Source organism: Oligoflexus sp. (genome assembly GCF_035638955.1).
Classification (GTDB): domain Bacteria; phylum Bdellovibrionota_B; class Oligoflexia; order Oligoflexales; family Oligoflexaceae; genus Oligoflexus.
On the sequence record NZ_DASQYZ010000515.1, the window covers coordinates 1 to 26,399 of the forward strand.

23 protein-coding genes are annotated in these 26,399 nt (G+C 52.6%); 19 read left to right on the forward strand and 4 right to left on the reverse strand.

Annotation, left to right across the window (positions count from 1 at the left end):
* Positions 1-334: 334 nt before the first annotated feature.
* Positions 335-805: a Dps family protein gene (locus VE954_RS42250; RefSeq protein WP_324964628.1), complete on the forward strand. Its 471-nt coding sequence runs from the start codon at positions 335-337 to the stop codon at positions 803-805.
* Between the two features lie 282 nt (positions 806-1,087).
* The gene (locus tag VE954_RS42255) at positions 1,088-1,414 is read left to right on the forward strand and encodes a hypothetical protein (protein WP_324964629.1); all 327 of its coding nucleotides are present in this window, start codon (positions 1,088-1,090) and stop codon (positions 1,412-1,414) included.
* 79 nt (positions 1,415-1,493) lie between these two features.
* Here VE954_RS42255 and VE954_RS42260 read toward each other — a convergent pair whose 3' ends face one another.
* On the reverse strand, positions 1,494-2,825 hold the full coding sequence (locus VE954_RS42260; RefSeq protein WP_324964631.1) for a PhoH family protein: 1,332 nt from the start codon (positions 2,823-2,825) through the stop codon (positions 1,494-1,496).
* Between the two features lie 236 nt (positions 2,826-3,061).
* On the opposite strand from VE954_RS42260, the gene VE954_RS42265 reads away from it, so the two are divergent.
* Complete coding sequence (locus VE954_RS42265; protein WP_324964633.1) at positions 3,062-5,332, forward strand: hypothetical protein; 2,271 nt, start codon at positions 3,062-3,064, stop codon at positions 5,330-5,332.
* Positions 5,333-5,383: 51 nt separating this feature from the next.
* Here VE954_RS42265 and VE954_RS42270 read toward each other — a convergent pair whose 3' ends face one another.
* Positions 5,384-6,631, reverse strand: a complete 1,248-nt coding sequence (locus VE954_RS42270; protein ID WP_324964636.1) for a hypothetical protein — start codon at positions 6,629-6,631, stop codon at positions 5,384-5,386.
* Between the two features lie 96 nt (positions 6,632-6,727).
* Here VE954_RS42270 and VE954_RS42275 point away from each other — a divergent pair, with 96 nt between their 5' ends.
* The 12 genes from VE954_RS42275 to VE954_RS42330 all read left to right on the forward strand — a co-directional run bounded on the left by VE954_RS42275 (position 6,728) and on the right by VE954_RS42330 (position 16,669).
* Positions 6,728-7,006 (forward strand): hypothetical protein, encoded by a 279-nt coding sequence (locus VE954_RS42275; protein ID WP_324964638.1) that lies wholly within the window; start codon positions 6,728-6,730, stop codon positions 7,004-7,006.
* A gap of 161 nt (positions 7,007-7,167) precedes the next feature.
* A complete protein-coding gene (infC, locus tag VE954_RS42280) occupies positions 7,168-7,653 on the forward strand; it encodes a translation initiation factor IF-3 (RefSeq protein ID WP_324964641.1) in 486 nt (161 codons plus the stop codon).
* A gap of 153 nt (positions 7,654-7,806) precedes the next feature.
* Positions 7,807-8,193 (forward strand): hypothetical protein, encoded by a 387-nt coding sequence (locus VE954_RS42285; protein ID WP_324964643.1) that lies wholly within the window; start codon positions 7,807-7,809, stop codon positions 8,191-8,193.
* A 1-nt stretch (position 8,194) separates the two neighbouring features.
* Positions 8,195-8,800: a hypothetical protein gene (locus tag VE954_RS42290; protein ID WP_324964645.1), complete on the forward strand. Its 606-nt coding sequence runs from the start codon at positions 8,195-8,197 to the stop codon at positions 8,798-8,800.
* A 24-nt stretch (positions 8,801-8,824) separates the two neighbouring features.
* Positions 8,825-9,775: a ribose-phosphate diphosphokinase gene (locus VE954_RS42295; RefSeq protein WP_324964646.1), complete on the forward strand. Its 951-nt coding sequence runs from the start codon at positions 8,825-8,827 to the stop codon at positions 9,773-9,775.
* A 319-nt stretch (positions 9,776-10,094) separates the two neighbouring features.
* On the forward strand, positions 10,095-10,913 hold the full coding sequence (locus VE954_RS42300; protein WP_324964648.1) for an SDR family oxidoreductase: 819 nt from the start codon (positions 10,095-10,097) through the stop codon (positions 10,911-10,913).
* Positions 10,914-10,928: 15 nt separating this feature from the next.
* Positions 10,929-11,408 carry a FabA/FabZ family ACP-dehydratase gene (locus VE954_RS42305; protein ID WP_324964650.1) on the forward strand — a complete coding sequence of 160 codons (480 nt, stop codon included), beginning with the start codon at positions 10,929-10,931 and terminating at the stop codon, positions 11,406-11,408.
* Positions 11,401-12,681 (forward strand): beta-ketoacyl-[acyl-carrier-protein] synthase family protein, encoded by a 1,281-nt coding sequence (locus tag VE954_RS42310; protein WP_324964652.1) that lies wholly within the window; start codon positions 11,401-11,403, stop codon positions 12,679-12,681. The genes VE954_RS42305 and VE954_RS42310 overlap by 8 nt, the downstream gene beginning before the upstream one ends.
* A gap of 1 nt (position 12,682) precedes the next feature.
* Entirely contained in the window at positions 12,683-12,931 is a 249-nt protein-coding gene (locus VE954_RS42315) for an acyl carrier protein (protein WP_324964654.1), read from the forward strand.
* 69 nt (positions 12,932-13,000) lie between these two features.
* The gene (locus VE954_RS42320) at positions 13,001-13,747 is read left to right on the forward strand and encodes a 1-acyl-sn-glycerol-3-phosphate acyltransferase (RefSeq protein ID WP_324964656.1); all 747 of its coding nucleotides are present in this window, start codon (positions 13,001-13,003) and stop codon (positions 13,745-13,747) included.
* Complete coding sequence (locus VE954_RS42325; protein WP_324964658.1) at positions 13,731-14,309, forward strand: 4'-phosphopantetheinyl transferase superfamily protein; 579 nt, start codon at positions 13,731-13,733, stop codon at positions 14,307-14,309. Before VE954_RS42320 ends, VE954_RS42325 begins: the two co-directional genes overlap by 17 nt.
* A gap of 62 nt (positions 14,310-14,371) precedes the next feature.
* Complete coding sequence (locus VE954_RS42330) at positions 14,372-16,669, forward strand: 3'-5' exonuclease (RefSeq protein WP_324964660.1); 2,298 nt, start codon at positions 14,372-14,374, stop codon at positions 16,667-16,669.
* Here the strand turns inward: VE954_RS42330 and VE954_RS42335 are convergent.
* On the reverse strand, positions 16,666-17,046 hold the full coding sequence (locus tag VE954_RS42335; protein ID WP_324964662.1) for a hypothetical protein: 381 nt from the start codon (positions 17,044-17,046) through the stop codon (positions 16,666-16,668). The genes VE954_RS42330 and VE954_RS42335 overlap by 4 nt on opposite strands.
* A 288-nt stretch (positions 17,047-17,334) precedes the next feature.
* On the opposite strand from VE954_RS42335, the gene VE954_RS42340 reads away from it, so the two are divergent.
* Positions 17,335-20,118 carry a 7TM diverse intracellular signaling domain-containing protein gene (locus tag VE954_RS42340; RefSeq protein WP_324964664.1) on the forward strand — a complete coding sequence of 928 codons (2,784 nt, stop codon included), beginning with the start codon at positions 17,335-17,337 and terminating at the stop codon, positions 20,116-20,118.
* Positions 20,119-20,205: 87 nt separating this feature from the next.
* Entirely contained in the window at positions 20,206-21,468 is a 1,263-nt protein-coding gene (locus VE954_RS42345; protein ID WP_324964666.1) for a hypothetical protein, read from the forward strand.
* Here VE954_RS42345 and VE954_RS42350 read toward each other — a convergent pair.
* Positions 21,465-22,493, reverse strand: coding sequence for a cysteine synthase A (locus tag VE954_RS42350; protein WP_349263876.1), 1,029 nt, complete (start codon positions 22,491-22,493; stop codon positions 21,465-21,467). The two genes, VE954_RS42345 and VE954_RS42350, sit on opposite strands and share 4 nt — an antisense overlap.
* A gap of 604 nt (positions 22,494-23,097) precedes the next feature.
* Between VE954_RS42350 and VE954_RS42355 the strand changes: the two genes are divergently transcribed.
* Both VE954_RS42355 and VE954_RS42360 read left to right on the forward strand, forming a co-directional pair.
* The gene (locus tag VE954_RS42355; RefSeq protein ID WP_324964669.1) at positions 23,098-24,282 is read left to right on the forward strand and encodes a hypothetical protein; all 1,185 of its coding nucleotides are present in this window, start codon (positions 23,098-23,100) and stop codon (positions 24,280-24,282) included.
* Between the two features lie 136 nt (positions 24,283-24,418).
* Positions 24,419-26,392, forward strand: coding sequence for a hypothetical protein (locus VE954_RS42360; RefSeq protein ID WP_324964671.1), 1,974 nt, complete (start codon positions 24,419-24,421; stop codon positions 26,390-26,392).
* The last annotated feature ends 7 nt before the right edge of the window (positions 26,393-26,399 follow it).

The window sequence follows — 26,399 nt, forward strand, 5'->3', positions numbered from 1 at the left end:
GGAATCGGGGCGGGGGTTGGTTTTGGCGTTGGTTCCGGGTTAACAGGCGGGTTAGGCGCTGCAGGAGTCTCTTGACCCTTCTTGCTTGAAGATGGCGTACAGGCCAAAAATGTGCTGACACAAATCAGCAATCCTGTCGATATCAGATGCTTGCAGGGCATGGCATGCTCGGGTTTGGGGTGAATTCACATTCCATCCAATAAAACGATTAACGGTGCGTTATATTGCATAAAAGGTTCTGTGTAAAGTCATTCAGACATATCGACAGGGCTCAGTTGAATCCCTAGGATAACCCTGCGTTATCATGAATTCCGCTGCAAGAAAGGGATAGCTCATGAAATTCGATACGGGAATCAAAGATCAGGACCGTGAAAAGATTGCGCAAGGCCTTGCGAAAATTCTGGCTGATACCTATGTCTTGTCCGCCAAAACACAAGGCTTTCACTGGAACGTGAAGGGCTCGCATTTCTATCCTTTGCATAAGATGTTTGAAGAACAATATGACCAGCTGCACGAGGCCCTGGATCCGCTGGCCGAGCGCGTGCGGGCCTTGGGTTACACCGCACCGAGTTCATTGCAGGACATTCTGAAGCTGACCAGCCTTAAGGAGCAGGAGAAAGTCGTTTCCGCTCACACCATGCTGGGCGAATTGCTGGAAGGTCATGAAACTCTGAGTCGATCCATCCGCGACACGCTTGGACTCATCGATAATACCCGCGATGACGTCACGGCAGATTTCCTGACCGAACGTTTGAGTGAGCATGAGAAAACCGCCTGGATGCTGCGGGCCACCCTCGAAGAGTGATCGCGACTGCGAGGGGCCCAAGAAGGCCCCGGCAGAGCCCCCTTGGTCCCCGGTGGGACCCAGGGCTCCGCATTCTTACCGTGCGTAAGACAACATCCCGCCTTGGCAAAAATACCGTTTTTCAGCTTCTTTTCGCCCTGTAAGAAGCCCTTCCAACGCCCGAATAACAAGCCCTAAAATTGCCGATTTTTAGTTTTATGAAGCGCCGCCGAATGAACTCATATGCGGTGTGAGGATGGTCCAAACACCTAAAAGTCACCAACATGAGAGAAGGAGTCGCGTATGAGCATAGCCCGCCATCTGACTCTGGCAACCTTCCTTGCTGGAAGCTGCATCTTCGCAACGGCTACCCATGCCATAGAGAAAGAAGAAGAGTCAGATGAGGGACCTAAGGCTTTTGTTTACGGCGGGGAATGTAGCCAACTGGCCCAACTGAGCCGCCTGCAAATTCAAGCCGTGACCCATGCGGTGCATGCAGAAACATTTGATCGTTTCTGTTTTGCAGAGGGCATTTATAGCTGCAGCGATTACACAGCCATGCTCCAAGGAGCTGGCACGTTGGAAGCAAACGATAGTTTCGGCTGCAACTTCGTCCCTGGCAAGCGGTAGGATCTCAAAACTGAATAGAGTGTGAGCAGGGCGGTTGTCGAGGAGACGACCGCCTTTTGCTATGATGGGGATCGATCCTTTAAAGCAGCTTGGCCGCTTTCGATGCGAGCTCACTGCGCTCACCCTTCTGCAGGGTGACGTGGGCTGCAATCTCCTCCTTACGGAAGCGTTCGATCACATAGGTCAAACCATTGGTCTGGGAATCCAAATAAGGGTTATCGATCTGATAGGGATCGCCTGTCAGAACAATTTTGGTCCCTTCCCCGGCTCGGGTCAGAATGGTCTTGATCTCATGCGGCGTCAGGTTCTGCGATTCATCCACCACAAAATACTGGGCCGGCAGCGAACGACCGCGGATATAGGTCAGCGGTTCAACTGCCAGCATCCCCTGGTTGATCAGCTCCTGGTAACTTTTATTAAAACGCTTCTGCCGCGATCCGGGTGAGCCGCCCAGCAAAAGGTCTAAATTGTCATAGATCGGCTGCATCCAAGGATTGAGCTTATCGTCGATGTCACCAGGCAGATAACCAATATCGCGACCGAGCGGGAAAATAGGACGCGACACCAGGAGTTTCTGATACTGATCCTCGTCCGTGGTCTTCACTAGGCCAGCGGCGATAGCCATCAGGGTTTTGCCTGTACCGGCTTCGCCACTGATGGTCACCAGTCTGATTCTGTCGTTCAAGAGACACTCCAAAGCCATGGCCTGTTCCATATTTCTGGAGTAAATCCCCCATACGCCTTCATTGCGAGGGTCGATCATCTTGATCACATCTTCCGGCCCGTCATAGATCCCGAATACAACCGAGCTCTTGTCGTTGGCATCCTCGAAAATCACAAACTGGTTGGGATACAGCTCCTCGTCGGGCAGACGAATTTCGCGATTCGTATAAAAATCGTTGATCACTTCCGGCGGAACCGAAACAGTAATAAAGCCCGTATAGAGGTGGGAGATGTCCACCTTATCCGCCGCAAAGTCTTCCGCCGCCAGTCCAAACGCATCCGACTTGATACGAAGGTTGGTGTCCTTGGTGATGATCAGAACTTTGCGCGTGTCGCCGAACTGCTTCTGCAGCGTCAGCCCAATAGCCAGAATGTGATTGTCGGTACTACTGGCCAGGAGCTCGGGCAGGATGTCCATATTGTGACCAAGGTACACATAAAGCTGTCCGGAATCCTCGCGATTGTCGAAGAGTTTGATGCCGGACGAGAGAGTGCCCTTCATTCTTAAGCGGTCCAAAATACGGGATACTTCACGAGCATTGCGGCCTATATCGCTTTGATCCTTCTTAAAGGTATCAATCTCCTCAATGACGGAAATGGGGATAACTACGTCGTTATCGTCAAATTTAAAAATGCTGAGGGGATTGGACAATAGAACGTTTGTATCCAGTATGAAGACTTTCTTCATCAGGGGCCCTCGTAGCTTGATTGACTTGTATGGCTCTTTCTCACCATTAGCATATTTCGCAGGGTACCAAAAGTCGCGATTCGTGAATTTCTTAAAAAAAGCCAACGCCCTGCGTGCTTCTTTTCCGTTATAGGGCCTTCCAGCCCCTAAAGTAAAGACGATGACTGTCGCTGACAAACGGTGCAGCTCGGGTTATGCTGGGGAGAATGAACTTTCGACAGCCGGAGGCAGGACCCATGGCAGAGGCTACAGATCTCCTCTATCAACTCAATCAGCAGTCGCGCTCGCTCTTTCAGGAAAGACAGGTCATCCTGAGTTTCAGCGGTTTCTTAAGAAAAGTTAAGGAACGCCCCACCTTTATGATTCGCAACTCCTCCCAATATCTGTACGACACCTTTAATTATTTTGGCCGCACCGAACCCGGCGACGGTCTAGAGGATTTCGCGCGCTGGAAAGTGTTCGACCTCGGCACCCACAAAAACGTTCCCATCGTCGGTTCCGAGGGTGTGCAGGACGAAATTTATAAGGTCATCACGGGCTTTGTGCGGCAGGGTTACTCCAATAAGCTGATCATGCTCCACGGGCCCAACGGCTCGGCCAAGACCTCGATCATTGAATCCATCGGCCACGCCATGCAACGCTACTCGGAAGCCGACGAAGGCGCGGTCTATCGCTTCAACTGGATTTTCCCGACCGATAAATCACTCACATCCAAAGCCATGGGCGCCGTGGGTCCCATCGGCTTCACCGGGATGCGGGAAGAAGATAGCAGCATTCGCGAGGATTCATTCGCCTTCCTTGATGAAAGCAAGATTGCATCCAAGATTCATTCGGAATACAAGGAAAATCCGCTGTTTTTGATTCCGATGCCGCAGCGCGCGATCTGGCTCAAAAAATGGATTGCCGAAGAAACGGGTGTGTCCGAGGACGAGGTGGAAATTCCTCAGCACATGCAGCTGGCCGGGCTGTCCAAACGCAACCAGCTCATCTGGGAAAACCTTCTGGCGGCCTATGACGGCGACCTGGCGAAAGTCCTGCGGCATGTGCAGGTCGAACGCTTTTTCTTCTCGAAACAGTATCGGGTCGGGATCGGCACGGTTGAGCCCCAGATGTCGATTGATGCGTATGAAAAGCAGTTGACCATCGACCGCAACATTGCCAACCTGCCACCGGTTTTGCACAACATCAGTTTCCACGAAACCGAAGGGCCGTTGGTGGAAGCCAATCGCGGCATCCTTGAATTCTCGGACATGCTCAAACGTCCGATCGAGGCTTTCAAATATCTTTTGACAACCGTGGAAAAGGGCTCTCTGAACCTCGCGTCGTCCACGACCAACCTTGATATGGTATTCTTCGCCAGCACCAACGAAAAGCATTTGGACGCGTTTAAAACGATTCCAGATTTTGCGTCGTTCCGCTCTCGATTTGAACTGGTCACGGCGCCTTATCTGCTGAAACCTTCGCTGGAACAGCAAATCTATGCTCAGGATATCAAGGCACTCGGGAAAAGCAAGCCAGTCGCACCCCATGCGGTCGAGATACTCTGCCTCTGGGCGGTCATGACTCGCCTGAAGCAACCCAATCCCGACTACTATGATTCCAAATACCGTGCGCTCATTGCCCGTCTCGATCCGCGCCACAAGATTCGATTGTACGAGGGCGAATCCCTGATGCCGCTGTTCAAGCCTCAGGAAGAAGCCACACTGCGGGAATTGCGCCGAGCCATTCTCGATGAATATCAAAATGTCGTGGCTTATGAAGGTCGTTTTGGAGCATCTCCGCGTGAGGTTCGCAGTATCCTCTATCGCGCGGTGCAGAATCCAAAGCATACCACTCTGACACCACTTGCCCTTTTTGATGAACTGGACCGGCTGGTGAAAGATCGCACGGTTTATGAATTCCTGCAGCTGGAGCCACGTGGCAAATACCACCAGCCTCATGAATTTATTTTGGTCTGCAAACGCGATTTTGCGGACATCTTCGAAAAGGAAGTCACCGCGTCCATGACTCTGGTGGATGAGGATCAGTACTCAGGTCTGCTGAGCCGCTATATTGAAAACGTCGTGGCCCAGGTGAAGCGTGAAAAGCTTTACAATAAAATCACGGGGAACTACGAGCTGCCCAATGAAAACCTGATGCGTGAAGTGGAACGCATCATCAAGGTTTCCGGGCCGATCGAAAAGCACCGTGAAGCCCTGCTGGGTCGCATCGCGGCCTTTAAGATCGACAATCCCACATCCGCGATCGTCGTGAAAAAGATTTTCCATGAGTACATGGATACGATTCAGCAACATTATTACGAGGAGCAGAAAAAGCAGGTTGAAGAGAACTTCAAGGTGATGCTCGTCCTGGGGACCGATGAGGCCAGAAACTTCAAGGAGGAGGAACTGGAACTCGCCGACACCACGTACCGCAATCTTGAGCAGCGCTTTGGTTATACCAAAGAAGCCGCCTTTGAAAGTCTGAAGTTCCTCCTGACTTTCCGCAGTCAGCAAACCAGCAGCTGAACCTATCGCATGGCCTCGGCTGGAAACATGGGGCAGAGGCCCCATGTTTTCTTAAGCCACCAGCACCTTGCGCCGCAGCATTTCCGCCAGAAAATTCTTCCCATTCTCCAAGGCCTTGAAAGCTGGATTCGTGAGCAGCGTGGTATCAAGCTCGCGCGCGGTCCCCACAAAAAGGTCCAGCACGGCTTTCTGGGCCGCCGTGATACCCATTTTCCAATCCAGCGTTTTGCTGCCTTTGCGCGGGTAGAACATAATAAAATAAGGCTTGTCCTGATAATACTGATCCTGCGTTGTTTGCAGGGCATTATCGGCGATTTTCACCTTGGGGTTCACGACGAACGCACCTTCCGGCAAATCCCACAGCTTCCAATACGCTTTCATCACATCCTGCCAGATCACGCTCGGGCGCACCGTTTCGCCCCCCGAATCTTCCAGATCCTCAGGATCGATCTGATCTTCCAGTCGCTTGGGTACGGCCTTGACCATGGCTTTATCAAAGGGCACGGATTCGCGGATCGGCTGACTGTTGGCAATTTCCCAGAGGTTGTCGCGTTCATGGACGACGGCCGCGGCGCAGGCTCGCATGAGTTCCTTTTCACGCCCGAGCCAGGAACCCCAGAGAGACTCCCGGGCCTCGGTTTGCCAGCCATCGCGAACCGACACCTTGTGAATATTTTTCGCGAGCTTGTCAAAGGCTTTGAAATACTGATCGAGGTTAAATCCGGCTTGCTGCAAGGCCCACTGCCCCAGGGCCATTTCCACTTGGCTGCCGAGCACCTGCACCTGATCCCAAAAACCATCGCCCGCGTCGCCATGGTCCTTGTAGCAGAAAAACGTGGAGCAAACCGAGTTGCGAAACGCATGAATATTACAATAGCCGGTGCTCTGATCCAGGTTGGGACAAAGAACCTTTTCACTGCGGCCGAAGGCGTCTTTCTGCAGGTCATCGAGGTAATCCACCCACTGGGCCGGCGCGTAATGCATGCCTTCCGGAATCAACATGCCGCGGTCCAAAAGATTATCCAGCACGCGATCCCCGACCGCGGTTTCAGACGCCAGGCCGAGGAGGAAATTGGCCACGCGCGGGTGATAGGTGCAGCAGCGATAATCCGCTCGATAACCTTCGTAAGAAGCCTTGGGGCAATTCATGCACGTGGCGCGCCTTTCTTCAGGAATGCGCAGACCAAAAAGTTCGCGCGGCATCATCGCCGTCCAAATACCGGGAAAATTGTGACTGCCGAGCCGGGATGGACGCAGAAAAGGATCGTCTTTTTGCAAGAGAGCTTTGAGTTCATTCATGGCAAGATTGTCCGGTAGAATGGTGGCTAAGAAAGGCGGCAAGGCTATCGAAAATCATGGTCGGTGGCAAGGCCTCCCATTGCAGGACAGAATAGAATGACAGATGACCTCGACGCAAGTCTCCGTGCTTTGAAAGCTCAACTTCCGACCGCTCGATTCAATTTAAGCGAGCCCGACAAGGATGAGCTCATCCGCGCCATTGGCGGCCCGCGGACGGTCGAAAATATTCGCAAGGCCATGAGCAAACTCCCCCACGAAAGGATTCCTTGGCTATTCAGCAGTCTTGACAGCCAATTGGTCATCGATGTGATGGCCAATGACATGGAAGCGGCGATAACCCGAGCGAAAGCAGGTCAAAACCGCGAACATTCATGAACTACGCACTTTTTTTCATTGCCCCCCCTCCTTGCGGCCGCTATATTAAGTTTGCCAAAGCCGGACTCAGCCGTATGAGCATACGTGGTCATTGATGGGCTCTCCCAGGTTTTTGGTCGGTTCATGAGAACCCCGATTTACCATATAGGAGTAAGATCTTTTTGAAAGTACTAGAGCGCTCTGACCTTAGAACCGTAAAAGAGGTTCGACTTGTTGGCGAAGGTCGTAATGACATCGTCACCGCAAGTGAAGCACTTCGCATCGCCGAAGAAGAGGGACTTGACCTTGTTCTGGTGAGCACCCCGGAAGTCAACCCACCTGTTGTCCGGATCGAAGACTTCAAAAAGCTGCAGTACGAGAAAAAGAAAAAACAGAAAGCCAATCGGCAGACTTCGGATTTGAAAGAGATTCAGCTTAAGGCGAATATCTCGGATCACGATCTGCAGACCAAGGTGAATAATATAGATCGCTTCCTGGAACGTGGTGACAAGGTTAAAGTTGTTGTCCGCTTAAAAGGTCGTGAGCGGGATAATCCCCAGCGCGCGCATGATTTGATCGACAGAGTGATCGGCACTGTCACGATCGCCTGTAAATCGAACAAAATTCCAGGCCCTATCGCGACTGCGATTCTGGAACCCGCTAAATAAATCTTCTCTTCAGGTTATTCCTTAGGACCCGCGTCGCTACCTGGCAACGCGGGTGTCGGCATTTACACCCACATAACTATTGCTCATTTGCCGCTACAGATTCCTTCGCTATCATCAGGCCGTGATCAAAACTTCGTCCGAAAGGAGCGGAAAATGACTCAGCAGGATAATCGTGCCGTCGACGCCATCTGGAAGACTGATCTTGAGCATGCCAACGAAAAGCTGGTGCTCTATCATCTGGCAAGCAAGCATGAACTGGGAGACCGTTATTCGTCTGCATGGAAGAGTTTGGAACGTTTCGTGGATGAATTTCAGCCACGATGGTCGCATCTGAAGGAGCTCAGGGAAGCCACCCAGCTGAGTGAAGTGAAGCTACAAAGAACCATCGAAGGTTTGCAAAAAAAGGGCTATATTGAGATCCAGCCTAACAGTGAAGCTCGGCATCACGGAGGACTCGACGCCTTTGTTTACGGCATTACGCCTAAAATTTTTAATGAGTATCGGCTCAGTGAAGGCCAGGCGAAAAAGAAACAGGCCTGACGTGCTGCTGCGTTTTCTCATCGCGGGCGGACTGTGGCTTGGCCAATCGCTGCAAGCCACAGCAGCCGTCCCCCTGACGACGGCCCGCATCGGAACGGGCCCCAGTCTGGTCAAAGCCAATGGCCGTGATCTGACCACCTGGGGCAATTACGGAACCTTTCGCATCGGTGCCTGGCAGGAGCGCCTGCAGCTGATCGCAGGACTCGATCTCACAGCCTATCGGATTCAGGACGCACCAGAATCCGGCTTGCTTTACGACATTCATGGCAATGATGTGCTGTTTTTCCTTGGCTATACCACCGGTGCCTGGAACCTATGGGGCGGCGTGGGTGCAGGCCAAATGCGCATCTACGATCGCGGTCCACCCGACTACGATTCTGCCGATTATGAGGACGACGATGGTGAAGACACCAGGCCTCACAGGTCCATCAGTCAAGTGACTGAAGCCGGTGTCAGTTACGATCTTTATCGAGCCCAATACGGAAAAATCGATACCAGCCTTACCTGGCGGCGGCTTGCGCCCGAGAAAGCCTGGCGTTCGGCCTACGGATTGAATATGATCGATTGCCTGCAATTTGAAATCGGCTTTAAGTTGTTAGGCTGGTGATCACGCGCAAAGGTACAGAGCAGCATGCCCCCAAAAAACAATACCTCCATCATCATTGGTAGCGCCTGCCCGAGTCTGGGTTTGAGCATCTGCCGCCACCTGGGTCTTGAACCCACCAAATCTGAAGTCCTGACCTTCAGTGAAGGCAATACGTTTGTGCGGGCCCTGGAAAGTGTGCGCGGCAAGGATTGCTACATTATCCAAGGCGTATGTTTTCCCGTGGATAAAAATTTCATGGAACTCATGTTTTGGGTGGATGCCCTGAAACTCGCATCAGCAGCCAAGGTCACGGCTGTGATTCCCTTCTTTTCCTATGCCAAGGGCGATAAGAAGGACGAACCACGCGTCTCCATTCGGGCCCGGGTCTGCGCTGATGCCTTGGAAGCAGCCGGCATCGATCGGGTTCTGACCATGGATTTGCATAGCCCACAGATTCAGGGTTTTTTCCGAAAACCTGTGGATCATTTGAACGCGCGCGGCGTCCTCGCCGATTTTTTCCGCAAACGCGATGTGAAGGATTGGGTCGTGGCATCGGCTGACGTTGGGTATGGCAAGAATGCTTTCAAATTCGGTCAGGAACTGGGTTGCCCGGTTGTGATTGGCAACAAGATTCGCAAGGATCACAGCGAGAGCGCTCAGATCTGGAACATCGTAGGTGATGTGAAAGACAAGAATATGCTGATCGTCGATGACATCATTTTCACCGGTGGCTCGCTCATTGCGATGGCCCAGGCCGCCCGGGCGCAGGGTGCGAAAAAAATCTCAGCGGCCGTGACCCATGGGGTTTTGACGGCTGGCGCCATGAGCAAGTTTGACTCCAGTATAATTGAGGAGCTGGTGATTACCGATACGGTGGAATATCGCTTTGAAACGTTAAGCCCCAAAGTCAAAGTCGTCTCGGTCGCCCCGCTTTTTGCTGAAGCGATTCGACACATTCATGATAACGAATCTGTCAGTGCGCTCTTCCCAAATTAAGGCAGCACAGTCGTTTGAGCCGGCCGCAACCGCGACAAACCCGGCCGCTCAGGCTGTACAAAATACCCATTCTGTCTTACTCAGACCCTGCCCAATGTGCCTCCCCGTCAGGTCGCCGAAGCTTTTGATGCGCCAAGCTTTTGTTGTAAAAGAGCCACGGTTAGGGAGCTTTTTTTGCCTTATTTATGCGTAGCATCGCAACATGCAAAAGAATTTAGGGTGGACAGTGCTGAGCGCACGGGTGTATTGACCAATGATCACCTCCTTCCAGGCACGACAGAGGTGATCCATCTCAGAGGGATCAAGAGAGGAGTCAAAAGTGCAAGGTAATGTATTGTCTAAAAACTGGGCGCTTATTCTGGGCGGTTCCAGCGGTATGGGTTTGGCGACAGCCAAAAAGCTCGCTCAAAACGGTTACGATCTTTTTGTCGTTCACCGCGACCGCCGCGGCTCCATGAAAACTGTTGATACCAACTTCGATGAAATCCGTGCCATGGGCGTGAAGCTCGAAGCCTATAACATGGATGCATTGAGCAATGAAGGCCGGCAGGCCATTCTCAATAACATTGCTGATGCCCTGGGCGACGGAAAAATTCGTGTCGTTCTCCACTCGATCGCTCTTGGGAATTTAAAACTGGCAGCCCCCAAAGCTGATCCCAGCCTCCCTTTTGATGACACCAATCTTCTGAATGAAGAAGACGTGGCTCAAACTATTTATAATATGGGTACCAGTCTTTTGTTCTGGGTGCAGGACATTCACAAGCGTGGCATGTTCGCTCCAGATTCTCGCGTATTCGGTTTGACATCGGAAGGCAATGCGGTGGCCTGGTTGGGTTACGCGGCCGTTTCTGCCGCCAAGTGCGCGCTGGAATCCATGTCCCGAACGATTGCCAAAGAATTTGCTCCGCATGGTATCCGCTGCAATATTCTGCAGCCCGGTATCACGGATACTCCGGCTCTTCGCTTGATTCCTGGCAGCGAAAGCATGAAGACCAATGCCATTGCACGCAACCCGCTGGGTCGCATGACCACACCGGAAGATGTTGCTGGTGTTGTTTATCTGCTTAGCCGCGACGAAGCAGCTTTCATCAACGGCGCTTTGATCCGCGTTGATGGCGGCGAAAGCATCAGCGGTTAAGGGAGCTGAATCACTATGAGTCCTTATCAAGATCTGCCGCTGGATGAAAAATTTTCACGAATTTTAGCGCTGGTTCCCCAGCAGAAGCCCTTTCGCTTTGTCGATCGCATTATCGAAGTCGACGAACAAAGGATCGTGGGTCAGTATCAATTTCGTGAAGATGAATGGTTCTATCGCGGTCACTTTCCTGGCAACCCGGTCACACCAGGTGTGATACTGGTCGAATGCATGGCTCAAATCGGGCTGGTGGCATTCGCTATGCATCTGAAACTCAATGCGGGTTTGGATCCTTCGGAATACGTGACCCTGTTTCAGGAAACTCAAGTTGAATTCTTGAAAACAGTGAAGCCAGGCGATACGGTAACCGTAAAGGCGGAACAGGTCTATTGGCGTCGAGGCAAACTCAAAGCCAAAATCGATCTTTATCTTCCTGGCGAAGTTCTAGCCGCGTCCGGTACGATGGCTGGCATGGGAGTGAAGAGCAACAATGCATAAGCTTAGACGAGTGGTGGTCACCGGCCTTGGGGTCGTGGCTCCCAATGCGAGGAATTGCACAGAATTTACCGAAGCGCTGCGCACCATGCGCTCCGGTATTCGCTTTGTTGACCGCTTGCAGGAACTCGGCTTCGCATGTCAGGTCGGTGGCATTCCGCAAGGCATGCAGGAAGTTGCCGCACAACTTTTCTCGGAAGACCTGCGTTTTGCGATGAATGAATACATCACGTATGCGGCCATCGCCGCTATGGAAGCGTTTGCCGATGCGGGCCTCAAGCCAATGCCGCTCAACGCTGACAAGGCTATGGAAGATACCGGCGCCATCATTGGAACCGGCATCGGTGGCCTCGACACCTTCTCCAATAAAGTCTATCCCAACGTCGCCGCTCATAAAATCAAGCGACTCGGCTCATCCGTCGTGGAGCAGATCATGGCGAGCGGGGCTTCGGCTCGTGTGGGTGGTTTGCTTGGCCTCGGCGGTGAAGTGACCAGCAACAGTTCTGCGTGCAATACCGGAACGGAAGCCATCGTCCTCGGCACACGCACCATTCAATGGGGCCTCATCGATCGTATGGTGGTCGGTGGTGCCGAAGGTTCGGATCCTCACATCTGGTCCGGCTTCGATTCCATGCGCGTTTTGAATCGGGCGCATAACCACGATCCGGAAGCGGCCTCGCGCCCCTTGAGCGCCAGCGCCGGTGGATTTATTCCCGGTAGCGGCGCCGGCATTCTTGTGATCGAAGAGTTGGAGACTGCGCTAAGGCGTGGGGCGAAGATCTATGCAGAAATTATCGGAACCGCAGCCAATTCTGGTGGCATGCGTGCTGGTGGCAGCATGACGGCGCCAAGCCCTCCCGGAGTTCAGGCGTGTATCCGAAAAGCCTTGATGCAAGCTGAGATTTCTCCTGATAGTATCGATTACATTAATGGTCATCTCACCGCGACAATGGCTGACCCCATGGAGGTTCGGAACTGGTCTGAAGCTTTGGAACTCGGTCCTGATCGATTCCCTCGGATCAACTCCACAAAATCCATGATCGGCCATGCTCTCGGTGGCGCTGGTGCAATCGAATCGGTTGCCACCCTGCTGCAGATGACCCATGGATTTGTTCACGGGTCGCGAAACTGCGAAGACTTCCATCCGGAAGTTAAAATATTCGAAGGCTGTGTGCCCAAACAGTCTGTAAACATGCCGATCTCCATCGCGGCTAAAGCCAGTTTTGGATTCGGGGATGTAAATAGCTGTATCATTTTCAAGAAATGGAGTCAGTGACATGGAACAACAGGAAATTTACTCGAACGTCGTCCGCATTATCTCGAAGCATGCCAAGAACGAGGAAGCTCTGAAAACTCTGAGCCCCGAAACCCACATCATCAACGACCTGCAAGTCAACTCCGCTCGTCTTGTTGATATCGTTCTGGACTTCGAAGACACGTTTGATCTCGAAATCAGCGACGATGACGCCGATAAAATCAATACCATCGGCGATGCAGTGAAACTGGTAAAAGACCTGCTGCACTGATTCCTATCCATCAAGATACCCAGCTCGCGCCTTGAGCTGGGTTATTTTTTTATTTTGGAATGCCCGACTGTGGAACTCGCAGCCAGACATCGCATATCCCTACGTGTCCAGAAATTCTGGGGCTATATCAATTTGATTTGGTTTGGTCCGCTTTTTCTGTTCCTGTTACGCTTTGTCGGCGGTTATCAATGCCTCAATCGCGAGGCCGTCAGGGCCAAGCTCGAAGGCATTCTGCGGGCCCATCCAGGTCGTCCCGTGCTGCTCTGCGCCAATCACATGACCATGATTGATTCGATGCTGATCACCCGCTTTCTCTTTCCTTTCCCTTCGCTTTTCTCGCATTTTGAACGCTTTCCCTGGAACATTCCTGAGCTGCAGAACTTTGGGGCCAATCCATTCACCCGGCTTATGTGTTACCTCGGCAAATGCGTGTATGTGGAGCGGAGTGGTTCCGTGGAATCCCGCAAGCTCTCATGGTCGAAGGTCACGTGGCTCAACCAGGAAGGTGATTTCATCTGCGTCTTTCCCGAAGGGGGACGCACCCGCATCGGTCGCGTGGATCGTGACGCTGCTGTCTACGGTGTGGGCCAGCTCCTGCAGGACAACCCCAAAACCCTGGTGATCTGCGTATATTTGCGTGGCGTGGGCCAGGAGAATTTCAGCTTTTTCCCGCGTTATGGCGAGCAGTTTTTCATTGATGTCGAAGCCTGCGACTGCAAAGTCGCTCCGGGCCGTCGGGGTCAGAAGGATATCACCATGCAGATGTTTGATAGCCTTGAAAATATGGAGAAGAAATACTTTGCGGCTCGGCAATGACATCGTCGATCGCACTGCCACCGCTGATCACAATCCGCGTTTTATCGATCGCATTTTGCATCCCGAGGAAAAATCCCGACGCTCGTCCTGGACCCTCGATGATCCTTTGCTCTGGATCCACTGGGCCTGTAAAGAGGCTGCCTACAAAGCCATTCGGCAATCGCGTGACATTCCCTTTCATCATCGCGAATTCATTCTAACGCCTGATCTTTCCATGATTCACTATCATCAGGAATGTTTGCAGCTGCAGATTCGTCAGGAGGATCAAGCTGTCTTTGCTCTGGCGACCGATGCCGCCCTCAAGGACTGCCATTCGCGGATCTTTGCTTTTGATACGGAACGTGGCACGGTCACGCAAAGTGAAAAGGTCCGGTCCATCCTTCTCGATCTGGCGACTGAGATCCTCCAGCTGCCGCTGCACGAACTGACGATGACGACGGCTCAGCGCATACCCAGGATTTGTCATCGAGGTCAGGTACTGCCGCTTCCCGTGAGCTTAACTCATCACGGTCGTTACGTCGCAGCTTCGTTCGCAACGCCAACTTCGTCCACGCGCCCATAAGCCCTTGCCATAAACAGGGTCCCCTTATATGCTCTTTGCCCGTCAAACACGAGGATCGACGCATGAGCAGCCTGGAATTAACGGACGAAGAACGAAGCCTGATCAAGGAAGAGGAAGACATCTTCCGCGATGTGATCGAGGCGATCTATGAAGCCCGCCGTAAACGCCAGGCCAGCCAGGAGCATTTGGCTCTGCGTCTTGAGGATCTTCGCGAGGAGGCCGCCAAGGCCAAAACAGCGGACCTTCCGGCGCTCTTCGACCAGATGAATACCCAGCGGGCGCTGATGGAACGTCAGCCGAAAAATACCTTACCGGACATTCAGTCGCCCTATTTCGCCCATATGGGCCTGGAGGAAAACGGCAAGCGCCGGGAAGTCCTTCTGGGCCACCTGACCTTTTTGGAAAGCCGCAAGCTGCCTATCATCGACTGGAAGCATGCCCCCATCTCGCGCATCTTCTTCAATTATCGAGAAGGCGAGGAGTATGAAGAGGAATTGCCGGGTCGCCTGGCGATGGGCAAAGTCGTCAAACGTCGGGTGGTCACGATTCATCGCGGCCAGCTCTGGCGCATTCACGCGTTCGGCCGCAGCTATCGTAAAACTGAGGATGGTCACTGGGTGGCTGATACAGCCGGTTTCATTCCCAATCTTGCTGGTGGATCGGGATCGGCGAGTCGAACCTTGCAATCGGGTCTGGGCCTGACCAATACACCCGGCCCGGATGTGTCGGCCTTGCTGGATCCCGAACAGTTCCGCATCCTGACCGCCGATCGCGAAGATCCGCTGCTGATTCTGGGTGGCGCCGGCTGTGGGAAAACCACAGTTGCTTTGCATCGGATCGCGTTCCTGCATCATCAGCAGCCGACGACCTATCCACAGAATAAAATCCTGGTGGTGGTTCCCGAGGAAGGCCTCGTGCGTCTATCGCGGAAACTGCTGGATAGTCTCGGCCTGGCCGCAGTCGAGGTTCGCACCTTTGATGCCTGGGTTGAAGTGCAGGCGCGGCGTATGCTGCGTTCGCTGCCGGAACGCACATCCGATTACACCTCGTCGAATGTCAGCCGCTTGAAAAGGCATCCGGCCTTGCTGAAACTCTTCCCTGAAATCGTGCGGCGCCAGATGGAGGAAATCATTCGTCAGCTGGATCGGCACATTCCTGGCTCGCAGCATTTGCATCAACTCTTGCGGGATCGCACCGACCTGACCATGCTTGACCGCCTAAATCAGGCCGAGGCCCAGCTTAACAAGGAAGCGGAAGCCCAAGCGGGTCACACAGCCCCCATGCAGATGCAGAATATCAAAAAATTCTTTGACGATCGTCGCAAGCGTTACATGAACACGGTGGGCGATCGCGCTGATCTTTATACCAACCTTGAACTTTTACAGCTGGCGGCCTCGCAATCGAACGGTCATATCACCGACGGCATGATGCGCGACACCATCAGTCATGTCATGGAACAGTTGGGTCAGAACGCCGAACAGCAGTATAGCGGTTATTCAACCGATGCGCTCGAAACTGTCGATGGTCGCTCTCTGATTGATGATGAAAAGGATCAGTCGATGGCCGGCACGATCGATGTCGAGGATTTTGCCGTGCTGCTGGAACTGCAACACTTCAAGAGCGGCAAGGACGTGTCGCGTCACGGACGTTTGAAAACTTACGCGCATATGGTGATTGACGAGGCCCAGGACCTTGCCTCGGTGGAACTGAAAGTTCTTGGTCGCGCGCTGGAAGAAGACGCCGCGATTTCCATCGCCGGTGATGCTGCGCAGCAGATTGACCCGACCCATAGTTTTGCTTCGTGGGAATACGTGCTCGATGAGTTGGGCTTGCCGCGTGTGAATGCCAATCATCTGCAGACGACCTATCGGTCCCCTGAGCCCATCGCGGCCTTTGCCCACGCGATCCTCGGTCCGCTCGCGCCGGCCCAGCGTCCCATGGCCATTCGCGATGGTTTGCCGGTAGCCCGCACTCTGTTTCCCGATGAAGGTCAGATGGCGGTGTTCCTGAGTGATACGCTGACGAACCTGGTGCTCAATGAGCCGCAGGCTGCCATCGCCATCATCACCAAGACTTGGGATTATGCGCTTTCGCTCTATAAACTTTTGGAAGAGATTCCGAAAGTGCGCCTGGTCGAAGGCGGGGAATTTGAATTCCGACCCGGCATCGATATCACCCCGGCCTCGGAAGTCAAAGGCCTGGAATTCGACTATGTGATCGTCCCGGACGCCAACATGGGCGTCTATCTGGACAAACCCGAGGATCGCCGATTGTTCCACGTCGCCGCCACGCGAGCCATTCATCAGCTGTGGGTGATTTCCGTGGGCCGCGAATCACTCATCCTGCCTCCCGAGAATTAATTGGGAATCATGCCTTGCTTGACCATTTCCTGGACGCCTTTTTCCTGCTGCAAATCGCGGGGAGAGAGGCCTTCCTGAATCAGATGGTCATAGGCTGGCTTGTAAGGCATGGATTCGAGAATATGTTTGGCCAGGTGAGATTTCAAGGTCAGGGCACGTTCAGCATTGAACTCGTGAATCAAGGTGTTCCTGGCTTCCGGGTCAAGGAGCAAAAGCTCCCGGATGGCCTCGGCCTCAAATTCACTGAAAACCCGCATATTCTCTTTACGAAGATATTGAATGAAAGCTTTCAGGGACTTGAATCCCCACGACCACTCCTGCTCCACTTCATCTTCAAAAAGAGAAATATTAAAGAGCAGTTTCAAATCACTTTTCATAGTGTGACGTCCATCTGAGGGGTCTGTCCGATCCGGAGATTGGAACGATGCAAAGCCAATGCCTGCTTTATGAATGACGCAAGCACTCAACATCACTAGATTATTCGCAATGCGATCTGTCGATAGCTTGGCCGTTGTCCAGGACCTTTGCTGACAGACGCGCCCTCCACTTGAACACCTGGCAACATCTTACATTTTGACGAATAAGAGATTATACGCCTGTATCTTCCATGGGGAATGTCGATGAACGTTATGGATTCACGCTGCCACCACGGGAGATGTTGGGGTATGCAAACTTTACTAAGCCTGTATTTTTTGATCGTTCTGGGCCTGAGCGCAGGCAATGCTTCAGCCCAGGTCATTGAACTGAATGCCGACATGCAGGGTCATGTGATTGGATCCTCGCTCAGTTTTATTGAGGACGCCGGGCGTGAACTCAAACTGAATGATGTATTAGCTCTGGATGCCAAGGCCTTTCGACCAGGAAGCCAGCAGAACCCTAACTTCGGATTCACGCGCTCCGCGTATTGGGCACGATTTGAGATGAAAAATCCGCTGGATAATCCCCAGCGCATTTTTTTGGAATATGGTTATGCGAACGCTGACTATATTGACTTCTATATGCCCAATAATACGGGCGAATACACTTGGAAACGAGGCGGCGACCAGATGCCGTTGAGCGTACGCGAAATAGCCTATCGTCTTCCGGTTTTCGTCGTCGAGGTGCCACCTGGTGTTCATAGCTATTACATGCGCATTGAAACGGAAGGTGTGGTGCAGTTTCCTATTCGGGTCTGGAGCCCGGAGCCCTTTCACACCAAACGTGCATCGGAGTCAGCGTTTCTGGGAACCGTTTACGGGTTCTTTCTGGTGATGGTTTTCTATAACCTGCTGCTGGGCATCAGTGTCCGCAGTGGAAGTTCACTGCTCTATGTGGGATTTATTCTGGCAGGTGCTGGTAACTTTTTTGGTTATCAGGGTCTCTGGCTGGTCTTCTTCCCGGATGCGATCAGCCCTTTGCTGGCCAATCAGGGTTTCATCATGTCTTCAGGTTTCTTTGCATTTTTCGGAGCCATGTTCACTTATTCGTTCCTGGATCTCAAGAATCATCCTCGTTTCATCCGCTGGATGATTTACGTGAGCGGTTCCGTGGGCATTTTCGTCATTCTCCTATGTCCCTTCTCTTATAATCTTTCTGCGAAAATTTCCACGGCCAACGGCTTCGTTACAGCGTTTGCAATTCTGGCTGCGGCCGGTGTCGCCTGCTATAGGCGCTTTCGTCCCGCCTACTTTTTCACCCTGGCCTGGTTATTAAGCATAGTCGGTAACCTGGCCAATCCACTGGCGCTGGCTTCGATTATTCCGGTGAATATGTTTACGCTTTGGGGCCCCTTCCTGGGAGTCGCGGCCGAGCTTGTTTTGATTTCGTTGGCGCTGGGCGACAAAATGCGGCTCGCGCAGGAGGAGTCGGAACAGCAGATTCGCGAATTAAACACCGGCCTGGAGCGCAAGGTCGAGGAAAAAACGCGCGATATCATGGCCATTCTCAAGAACATTAAGCTGGGCATTTTTGCCATTCAGAAAGATGATTTTTCCATCCACAAGGATTACTCCAAGCATCTGGAAGAGATGCTGCATCAAACCCATCTGCAGAATCGCCCGGCTCTGCCTCTTCTTTTTCAGCACAGCTCCTTGACGGAAGATGAAAAGCAGCAGGCTCAATCGGCGCTGGACGCCAGCCTTGGGGAAGATGAACTGGCCTTCGACACCAACGGCCACTGTCTGCCACGCGAGCTCCATTTTCACGCGCCCCATGCCGAGCAATCCTACGAGCTGGATTGGAACCCCATGCTGAATAACTCGGGCGAAGTGGAACGCGTGCTGGTGACCTGCAAGGATGTCACCGAGATTCGCCGTTATCAAAGGGAAGCCGAACATAGACAAAAGGAATTGAACTATATTGGGGAACTGATCAATATCAGCCAGGAAAAGTTCAGCAAGTTCTCGGCATCAGCCCATCACTTTATTGAAGAGAACAAACGCCTGCTGGCCGGCTCTTCAGAAAACCGTGAAGTTCTTAAAATCCTCTTCATCAACATGCACACCATGAAGGGAGCATCCCGTTCCTTGGGACTCAAGGAACTCACTAATATTGTGCATGAAGCAGAAAACGCTCTGACGTCGCTTCAGAAGGGCGAGCAGAGCTGGGACCGCGAACAACTCTTCCGTGAGCTGGAAGCCGTGGCCTCTTCCCTGGCCCAGTACGATTGGATCAGTACCAACCGTCTGAACCGTTCGTTGCATACTCTGGACAGCGTTGAAATGCGCATCGAGGATCTTGAGAAGGAAGTTCATGCTATCGAACAGCTTCAGGACAACCCTGATCCCAAAACCATGGCCAAGTATCTGGCGCAAATGAAACGCCGCATGGCCCGCTACGCCTTCCGCCCATCGATTGACGTCTTCCGCGAGCTCTGCGAGCCAGCACCCCGCCTGGCCAAGGACCTGGGGAAACTGCCGCCTAAAATAAATATCGAAGGTTCGGATATTGTGTTCAGCCATCAATCCGTGGAACTGCTGCGCAATGTGTTCGTCCACATTCTCCGCAACGCTTTGGATCATGGTATCGAGAACGCAAGCGAGCGCACGACAGCCCATAAGGATCCAGCCGGGACGCTCCAGATCAAAATGAAGATCGAAGCCGATCGCAAGCTTTCTATCACCATTCGCGATGACGGCCGGGGTCTGGCCTTGGGCATGATCAAACAAATCGCGATCATCAAAGGCTTCATCAATAGCGATAGCACAGCAACTCCGGAAGAGCTGGCGCAATTGATCTTTGAATCCGGCTTCAGTACCAGCTCCGGCGTGAACGAAATCTCCGGTCGTGGCGTGGGTATGGATGCGGTCAAACGTTGGCTGGAAAAAGAGGGCGCAACTGTCGGCATCGAGTTGGACTCAAGCGCGTCTCCGCTTACGCAGGAATTTATTCCGTTCCAACTCAACATCAAATTACCAACCACCCACTATCGGCGCCTGGAATCGGAGCAAAATCTGGCATTGGCGGGTTAACTCTCAACTTGCCAGAGCAGTTCATTCCCTCTACGATGGGCTTCATTTCCTGAACCAATTTGAATTGGACAAAAGGAGTTGAAGCCCATGAAGTTCTTGGCATTCAGCGTCATGATCCTGGCGCCTTGTGTTTATGGTTTTGAACATCAGTCGACGACTCGCGAGATTTCACCCAGGGTGGTGACCTACTATCAGGACGTTGCCCCCATTTTGAATCGTCAGTGTCAGACCTGTCATCAATCGGGAGCACTGGCCTCGTTTCTGCCTTTGGATACCTATCAGCATGTGAAGCCGTTAGCGAAGCTGATACGAAGTGTGACGCAATCGCGAAAAATGCCTCCGTTTATGCCCGACAATTCCGGCAACTGTGCAACCTATGAAAATGCTCGCGTTCTGAGTGCCGAAGAGATGGCAACGCTGGCTGCATGGGCGGATCAAGGGGCTCCGGAAGGAAACTGGGCGGAGTTGCCGGCTCCACAGCAGCCCAACGAATTGGTGGGACAAACGCATCAGACCGCGATGGAGGAAGCATACACACCGGATAAGAATGTGCACGACGATTATCGCTGTTTCCTCTTGAACCCAGGTGTCTCCGGGACAAAATCACTCTACCTGACCGACTACCTCATGATCCCTGGTGACGATAAACTCGTGCATCATGTGGTGGCTTATCAGGTGACCTCAGCGCGTGCGGCCGAGGAAGTCAAGGCCAAGGATCTGGCGGAAGCCGGAGCCGGTTATGCCTGCTTTGGGGGCGCTGGCGTCAGCGGTGTGCGCATGGTGATGAACTGGGCGCCTGGAACAGGTGTGGTGTCGATGCCGAAAGATACAGGCATACGACTTGATCCCGATTTACCTTTGGTTTTCCAGGTTCATTATCATGTCATGGATGCCAATCCAGGTTCCGATCGCACGACGATCAAGATGAAAATGGCCGAAAATGTTCCGCACGAAATGACTCCCACTTTTTTAACTCCTCTGAAACCGCTGATCATTCCGGCGCAAAAAACCGCCCACGTGCATGAGGGTACGGTGTCGCTGCAATCGAGCTTTGGTTCGGGTAAAGCGCTTAAGGTGATGGGAGTGCGGGCCCACATGCATAAGCTTGGCAGCCAGATGCATGTGTCGGTGATGAACAATAAAAAGGATCGCTGCCTTGTGGATGTCCCACGCTATGACTTTGCGTGGCAAAGCAGTTACTTTCTGAACGAACCGGTCGATATCATGAGCCAGGATCCCATCAGCATTCGTTGCGTCTACAACTCCATGAGCAAGACCGGGACCACGACCTGGGGTGAAGGAACGGAAGACGAGATGTGTCTCGCCACCGTCTACACCATCGAGCGTTAGAGGCCGAGACTTTCGGCATGATAATGAGCGACCAGCTGCCCCATCGTGGGTAGCCCCTCATCCAGTTTTTGTGCTTTCAGGTAGTCCGCATTCCAAAGTTTCGAGTAGGAACGCTCACCCAGATCGCAGGCAAACGTCACCACGCGATGGCCAGGCCCCAGTTGCAAAGATGTGTGAAGGGCCGCGGCCGCATTCAAGGCCGAACTGCTTCCCAAAACAATCCCATCTTCATCCCGCACGTATCGGGCCACTGTGATCAATTGCTTATCGGTCACACGGAGTGCTGTATCGATTTTAGCTTGAGCGAAGTTGGCCACCAAACGCATGATGCCAATCCCTTCGGTCAGCGAGGATCCTTCACTCTTGAATTCACCCGTTTTGAAATACGAGTAAAGTCCCGAGCCTTCTGGATCGGCCAACACCACTTTGATATCCGGCAGCTGCTCTTTCAGATACGCGGAACATCCGCCGATGGTCCCGCCCGTTCCCGAAGCCGAGACCAGCGCATCCAGACGACCGCTCATCTGCTGCAAAATTTCAGGACCGGTAAAGTCGCAATGGGCGCGGAAGTTCGACAGATTTTCGAATTGATTGGCCCAGAAATACTGCTCAGGCTTTTCTTCGGCGATGCGGCGCGCGGTGTGATAAAAATGCTTGGGGTCTTTGAACGGACAGGGATCAACCAGCAGAAGCTCGGCTCCGTGCAAAGTGATCATGCGTTCCTTTTCTGGAGTCTGCCCCTTTGGCATTACCACCAGCATCTTGTAACCAAAGGCTTTGGCGGCTATGGCCAGACCGATGCCAGTATTTCCGGCGGTCCCTTCCACAATCGTCATGCCTGGTTTTAAACGTCCGTCCTCGATAGCGTCCTGAACCATAGCCAGGGCTGCACGATCCTTGATCGATCCGCCTGGATTCATGAACTCACATTTCACGAAAATATCACATTGGCTCAAGCGGCTGAGGGAAGGGATTTTGAGCAGAGGTGTACGACCGACAAGTTCCACGAGATTATGAGCAAGCATAGGCTTCATGGCTAACAAACTCCTATTGGAATCCCTTCAATAATGCTGTGAAAGCACCCTGACCTTGCCACAGATTTTCTGAGCTTGCCAGCGCAGTCTTGGAAAGGGGCGCAATCGCTGAGCTCAGCGTGCACATGTCAGCCAATGATGTATTGGGGATAAAATATTGACGAGCGAACGAGAGTCTCGTGTTTGGCGAATGACACTTGCGCGTCATCGGGAGGAGCCAAACAATTTTCCTCTAGCACTATGTGCCAAGTCCCTCATCCACTCGCCCTAAAGGAGTCTGCAACGATTAAGATAAAGCAAGGTACAGGCCATCGTTTTCGTCGTTATTCGAAGCTTATAACCACATGATATTTTAGTCATTTACGCTGTGTAATAAACGACAAATCCCGTCAGATTTTACAACATGTCTCGATTCGTGACAGGCCCGTTCGCCTCCCATTTTTCGGCGTCGATTCGGGACTTTACGCATGAGTCTTTTAGGGACCCAGGTGATAACTTCTGAACTTTGGGCACTCGATGCGTCCCGGCATGCGCCTTGCACAGGAAGGCCTGTGAGTTGTTGCTGTTCTTATTGCTGTTGCTGAGGTACTGAAAAATGAAGCTGATTCACCTGCCAGTTCTGAGCCTTGTGTTGGCCTCGATGGCCCCAGCTGCTGATCTCTCTCCCAATCGAATGGGCACCTTACTGCAAAAGCCTTTGGCTCCCTCGTCCTATCGCCTGGGTTTGGCTTATGATCAGTCTGAAGACGAAGGCACAAATCAATTCATACAGAGAAGACTGAATCTTGCCGCCGGGTTGCCGGCGCAACTGGAGTTCGGCTTCGGCTTGATTGATACCCAGGAACCGTCCATTGATCACGCCAGCAAACCCCTGGGGGGACAGGTCTGGCTTCGTTGGAACATGATACAATCTTCACTTGTTACGGCCGGAGCCACACTGCAGTTTCAACCGGGACTCGCCACGCGTGAGAGTTCGAGGCAGGCAAGTCAGGATCGAACGTCTTTGGGTTTGGATCTGAATCTGACTCCCTGGTCCTGGATGTCGAGTGCTGTCTACGCCAGCTACAGTCGTCGTCAGGACGAGCGTTATCAGCAGCTGACTCTCGGCGAAGAAAATCTGTTCGGCATGCGATTGACCCTGGGGACTGAAAATTTTGGGGTTTACGGTGACGGCTCGCAGCGTCATCTCTTGGCTCATGATCTGGAAACCGGGACCCAAAAGAAACTCTTCGCTCGGGAATGGCAAGCCGGCCTTTATGTGGGAACGCCTGACGTTCAATTGAAAACCTTTGCCATGATTCCGGATACCCATCGCTATTTCGGAATGCCGGAGCGAGGCTTTGGAGCGTCCTTGACCCTGATCATTGGCGGTGTCTCAAGCCCAGCTGACACGAACGAGACTCACAAGTCGGACGTTGTCAAGACCACCGAATCGGCAACTCCTTCGGAACCCGAGCTTAAAATTCTCGAAACGAACGAGATGGATGAATTTCAGCTCCTCGAAAAAAAGGCGCACGAGGCGGCCAAGAACCAGAAGGAAACTCCGGCCGAGAAAGCAGAACGCGAAATTCGTCAAAGTTTGGAAGCCGAAAAGAAAATAGCCGCACAAAAAATTATTGATGATGAAAAGGCTCAACGCGAAGCCGCACAGGCCTGGCAAAAACGCGTTCAAGAGAATGATGACGCGTATCATGAATACAAGGACGACGTGAATTCTGAGATTAATCAGTATGCCCTGCCGGACCAGGACGATCTCAACTGGAATGGCTTGACCCCATAAGGGACGCCATTTTCCCACACTCATAGCCAATCAACTGTTTGGATTAAACTTCCTCCAAATAGCTGTTGCAAAAGACTTGAGGCTCCATTAAGCAAGCTGGAGCTTCAATAATCTTACTCAGCTATCGAGGTGTTGTTTGAAATCCAAATTGCATGGACTGTCCAGCTTGCTGCTGGCGGCTGCCTGTTTCAACTGCCAGCCCCACAACGGTCAAAACTCCGAACAAAAAATAGTTGATAAATCGCATCTTGATCGCGATTTGCTTGCCGCTGGTCCCTTCGCTACGGAAGAATCACTTTACACCGTGGCGCCTTCGATTGATCGCGATGTTCTCCCCGCACCACCTCTAGGTCAACCTGAAGTCAAGACAGATATCCGCGGCAAGCTCTATCTGCCAAAGGGTGATGGTCCATTCCCCGTCCTGGTATTTTTGCATGGCAATCATGGAACATGTGGCCGCGTGACGGGTGCTGGCAACCCTCGCCTGGACACGACTGTCGACTACACACTGAGTGGTCGCTGCCCGGCCGGCATGGTGGAAAGTCCCAGCTACCTCGGTTACGAATACTCTGCCAAACATCTGGCGTCATGGGGCTATGCGGTTATTTCTGTCAACGCCAACCTCGGCATTACAGGACGTGACGGCTATAATTCCTCGGATGGCGGTTTGGTTTATGCGCGCGGCGCCCTGGTCCTGAAGCATCTCATCAAGCTCCGCCAATGGTCCTCGTCCGGCGATAATCTCGCCCTTACGAACAAGGATTTGAACGTTAAAAATAAATTCGATTTCACCGAAGTGGGTGTCATGGGGCACTCACGTGGTGGTGAAGGCGTACGTTATGCTTACAACATTTATGAGAAAGCGGCAGCGAGCAGCGTGTGGAAACGCGAACTGCCCAATCTGAAAATCAAAGGCGTCTTCGAGATCGCGCCGGTTGATTTTGGAACCGGAATGCAACCGCTGAAAGTGGAAGCTGTGGGCACAGCCTGGACTGTCCTTCTTGGTGGTTGCGATCGCGATGTCAGCAACTTCATGGGCGCTAATCCTTATGCGCGTATGCTGGCGGGTGATGATGGTTACGCGAAAGCCATCTTTGCCGTTTGGGGTGCGAATCATAATTTCTTCAACACGGAATGGCAGGTGTCCGATGCGCCTCATACCTGTATCGGCAATCAAAAGCCTCTTTGGAATACCAAAGCCGAACCGATGGGTTCGATCGCTGTCGACGAGCCGAACGCTCTCGAGGGTGTGACTGGTTCCGTGGCTCAACAAAAATTTGCCAAAGCTCTCATGTTTGCCTTCTTCAAATCCAACGTCGGCAAGCAGGTGGATCCAACCCTCTTGCATACTTTTGATTCGCAATACGCCTTGCCACGCGCTTTGGATCAGCTGGCTCCCACCAGTCGTGAATACCTTCGTTTAAAAGATAACGTGCTGGTGGCCAAGCCCGGAAAAAATAATCCCATCAAGCACACCGAAGGCGCCATTACCTGGCAAACTCTGGATGATAAACTGCGATCCGATCTGCCGAAGCTCCAGGAATATTGGACCGCCTATGCCCGGGATAAAGGTTATTCCCGTCTGGATGTCACCCTTCTTCCTGATAGTTTTGCGCGACCCGCGCTGGTTCTGGAAGGCCCTCGACTCAACGCTGAGCAAACTCTGGACATTCCTTTTACCAAGGTCACCGATACCGAGGGTTACTGGACAGTGGACGCCACCCTCGCCCGTCGCACAGGATGTTATGCGTATCCTGAAACATCCTGCGTTCCGGACTTCAGCGTCTCGGAAGTGGATGTGGCTCTGGTTTACGCGGACGGCAGCAGCTCCAACTTTGTGCATTTGACTGACTACATCAAGCTGGAAAATTACCATAGCAGCTATTTTGAAATGGCCTATGCAGAACCGGTTGCAAACGGGAGCGAATCCTATAGGCTGGGTTTCAGCTACGTCCCGCTGCTGTTCAGTACGGCTCGCTTTGAACTCACGGACTTTGCTTTGCAAAGTTCAAATATCAAAGGTCTGCGTTTGAAGTTCCCAGCCGGCAAGCCAGTCGCTCTGGCTGTTGATGAGATCCGACTGGTCAAGCGCGCGGACGTGGCTCACTAAAAGGAAT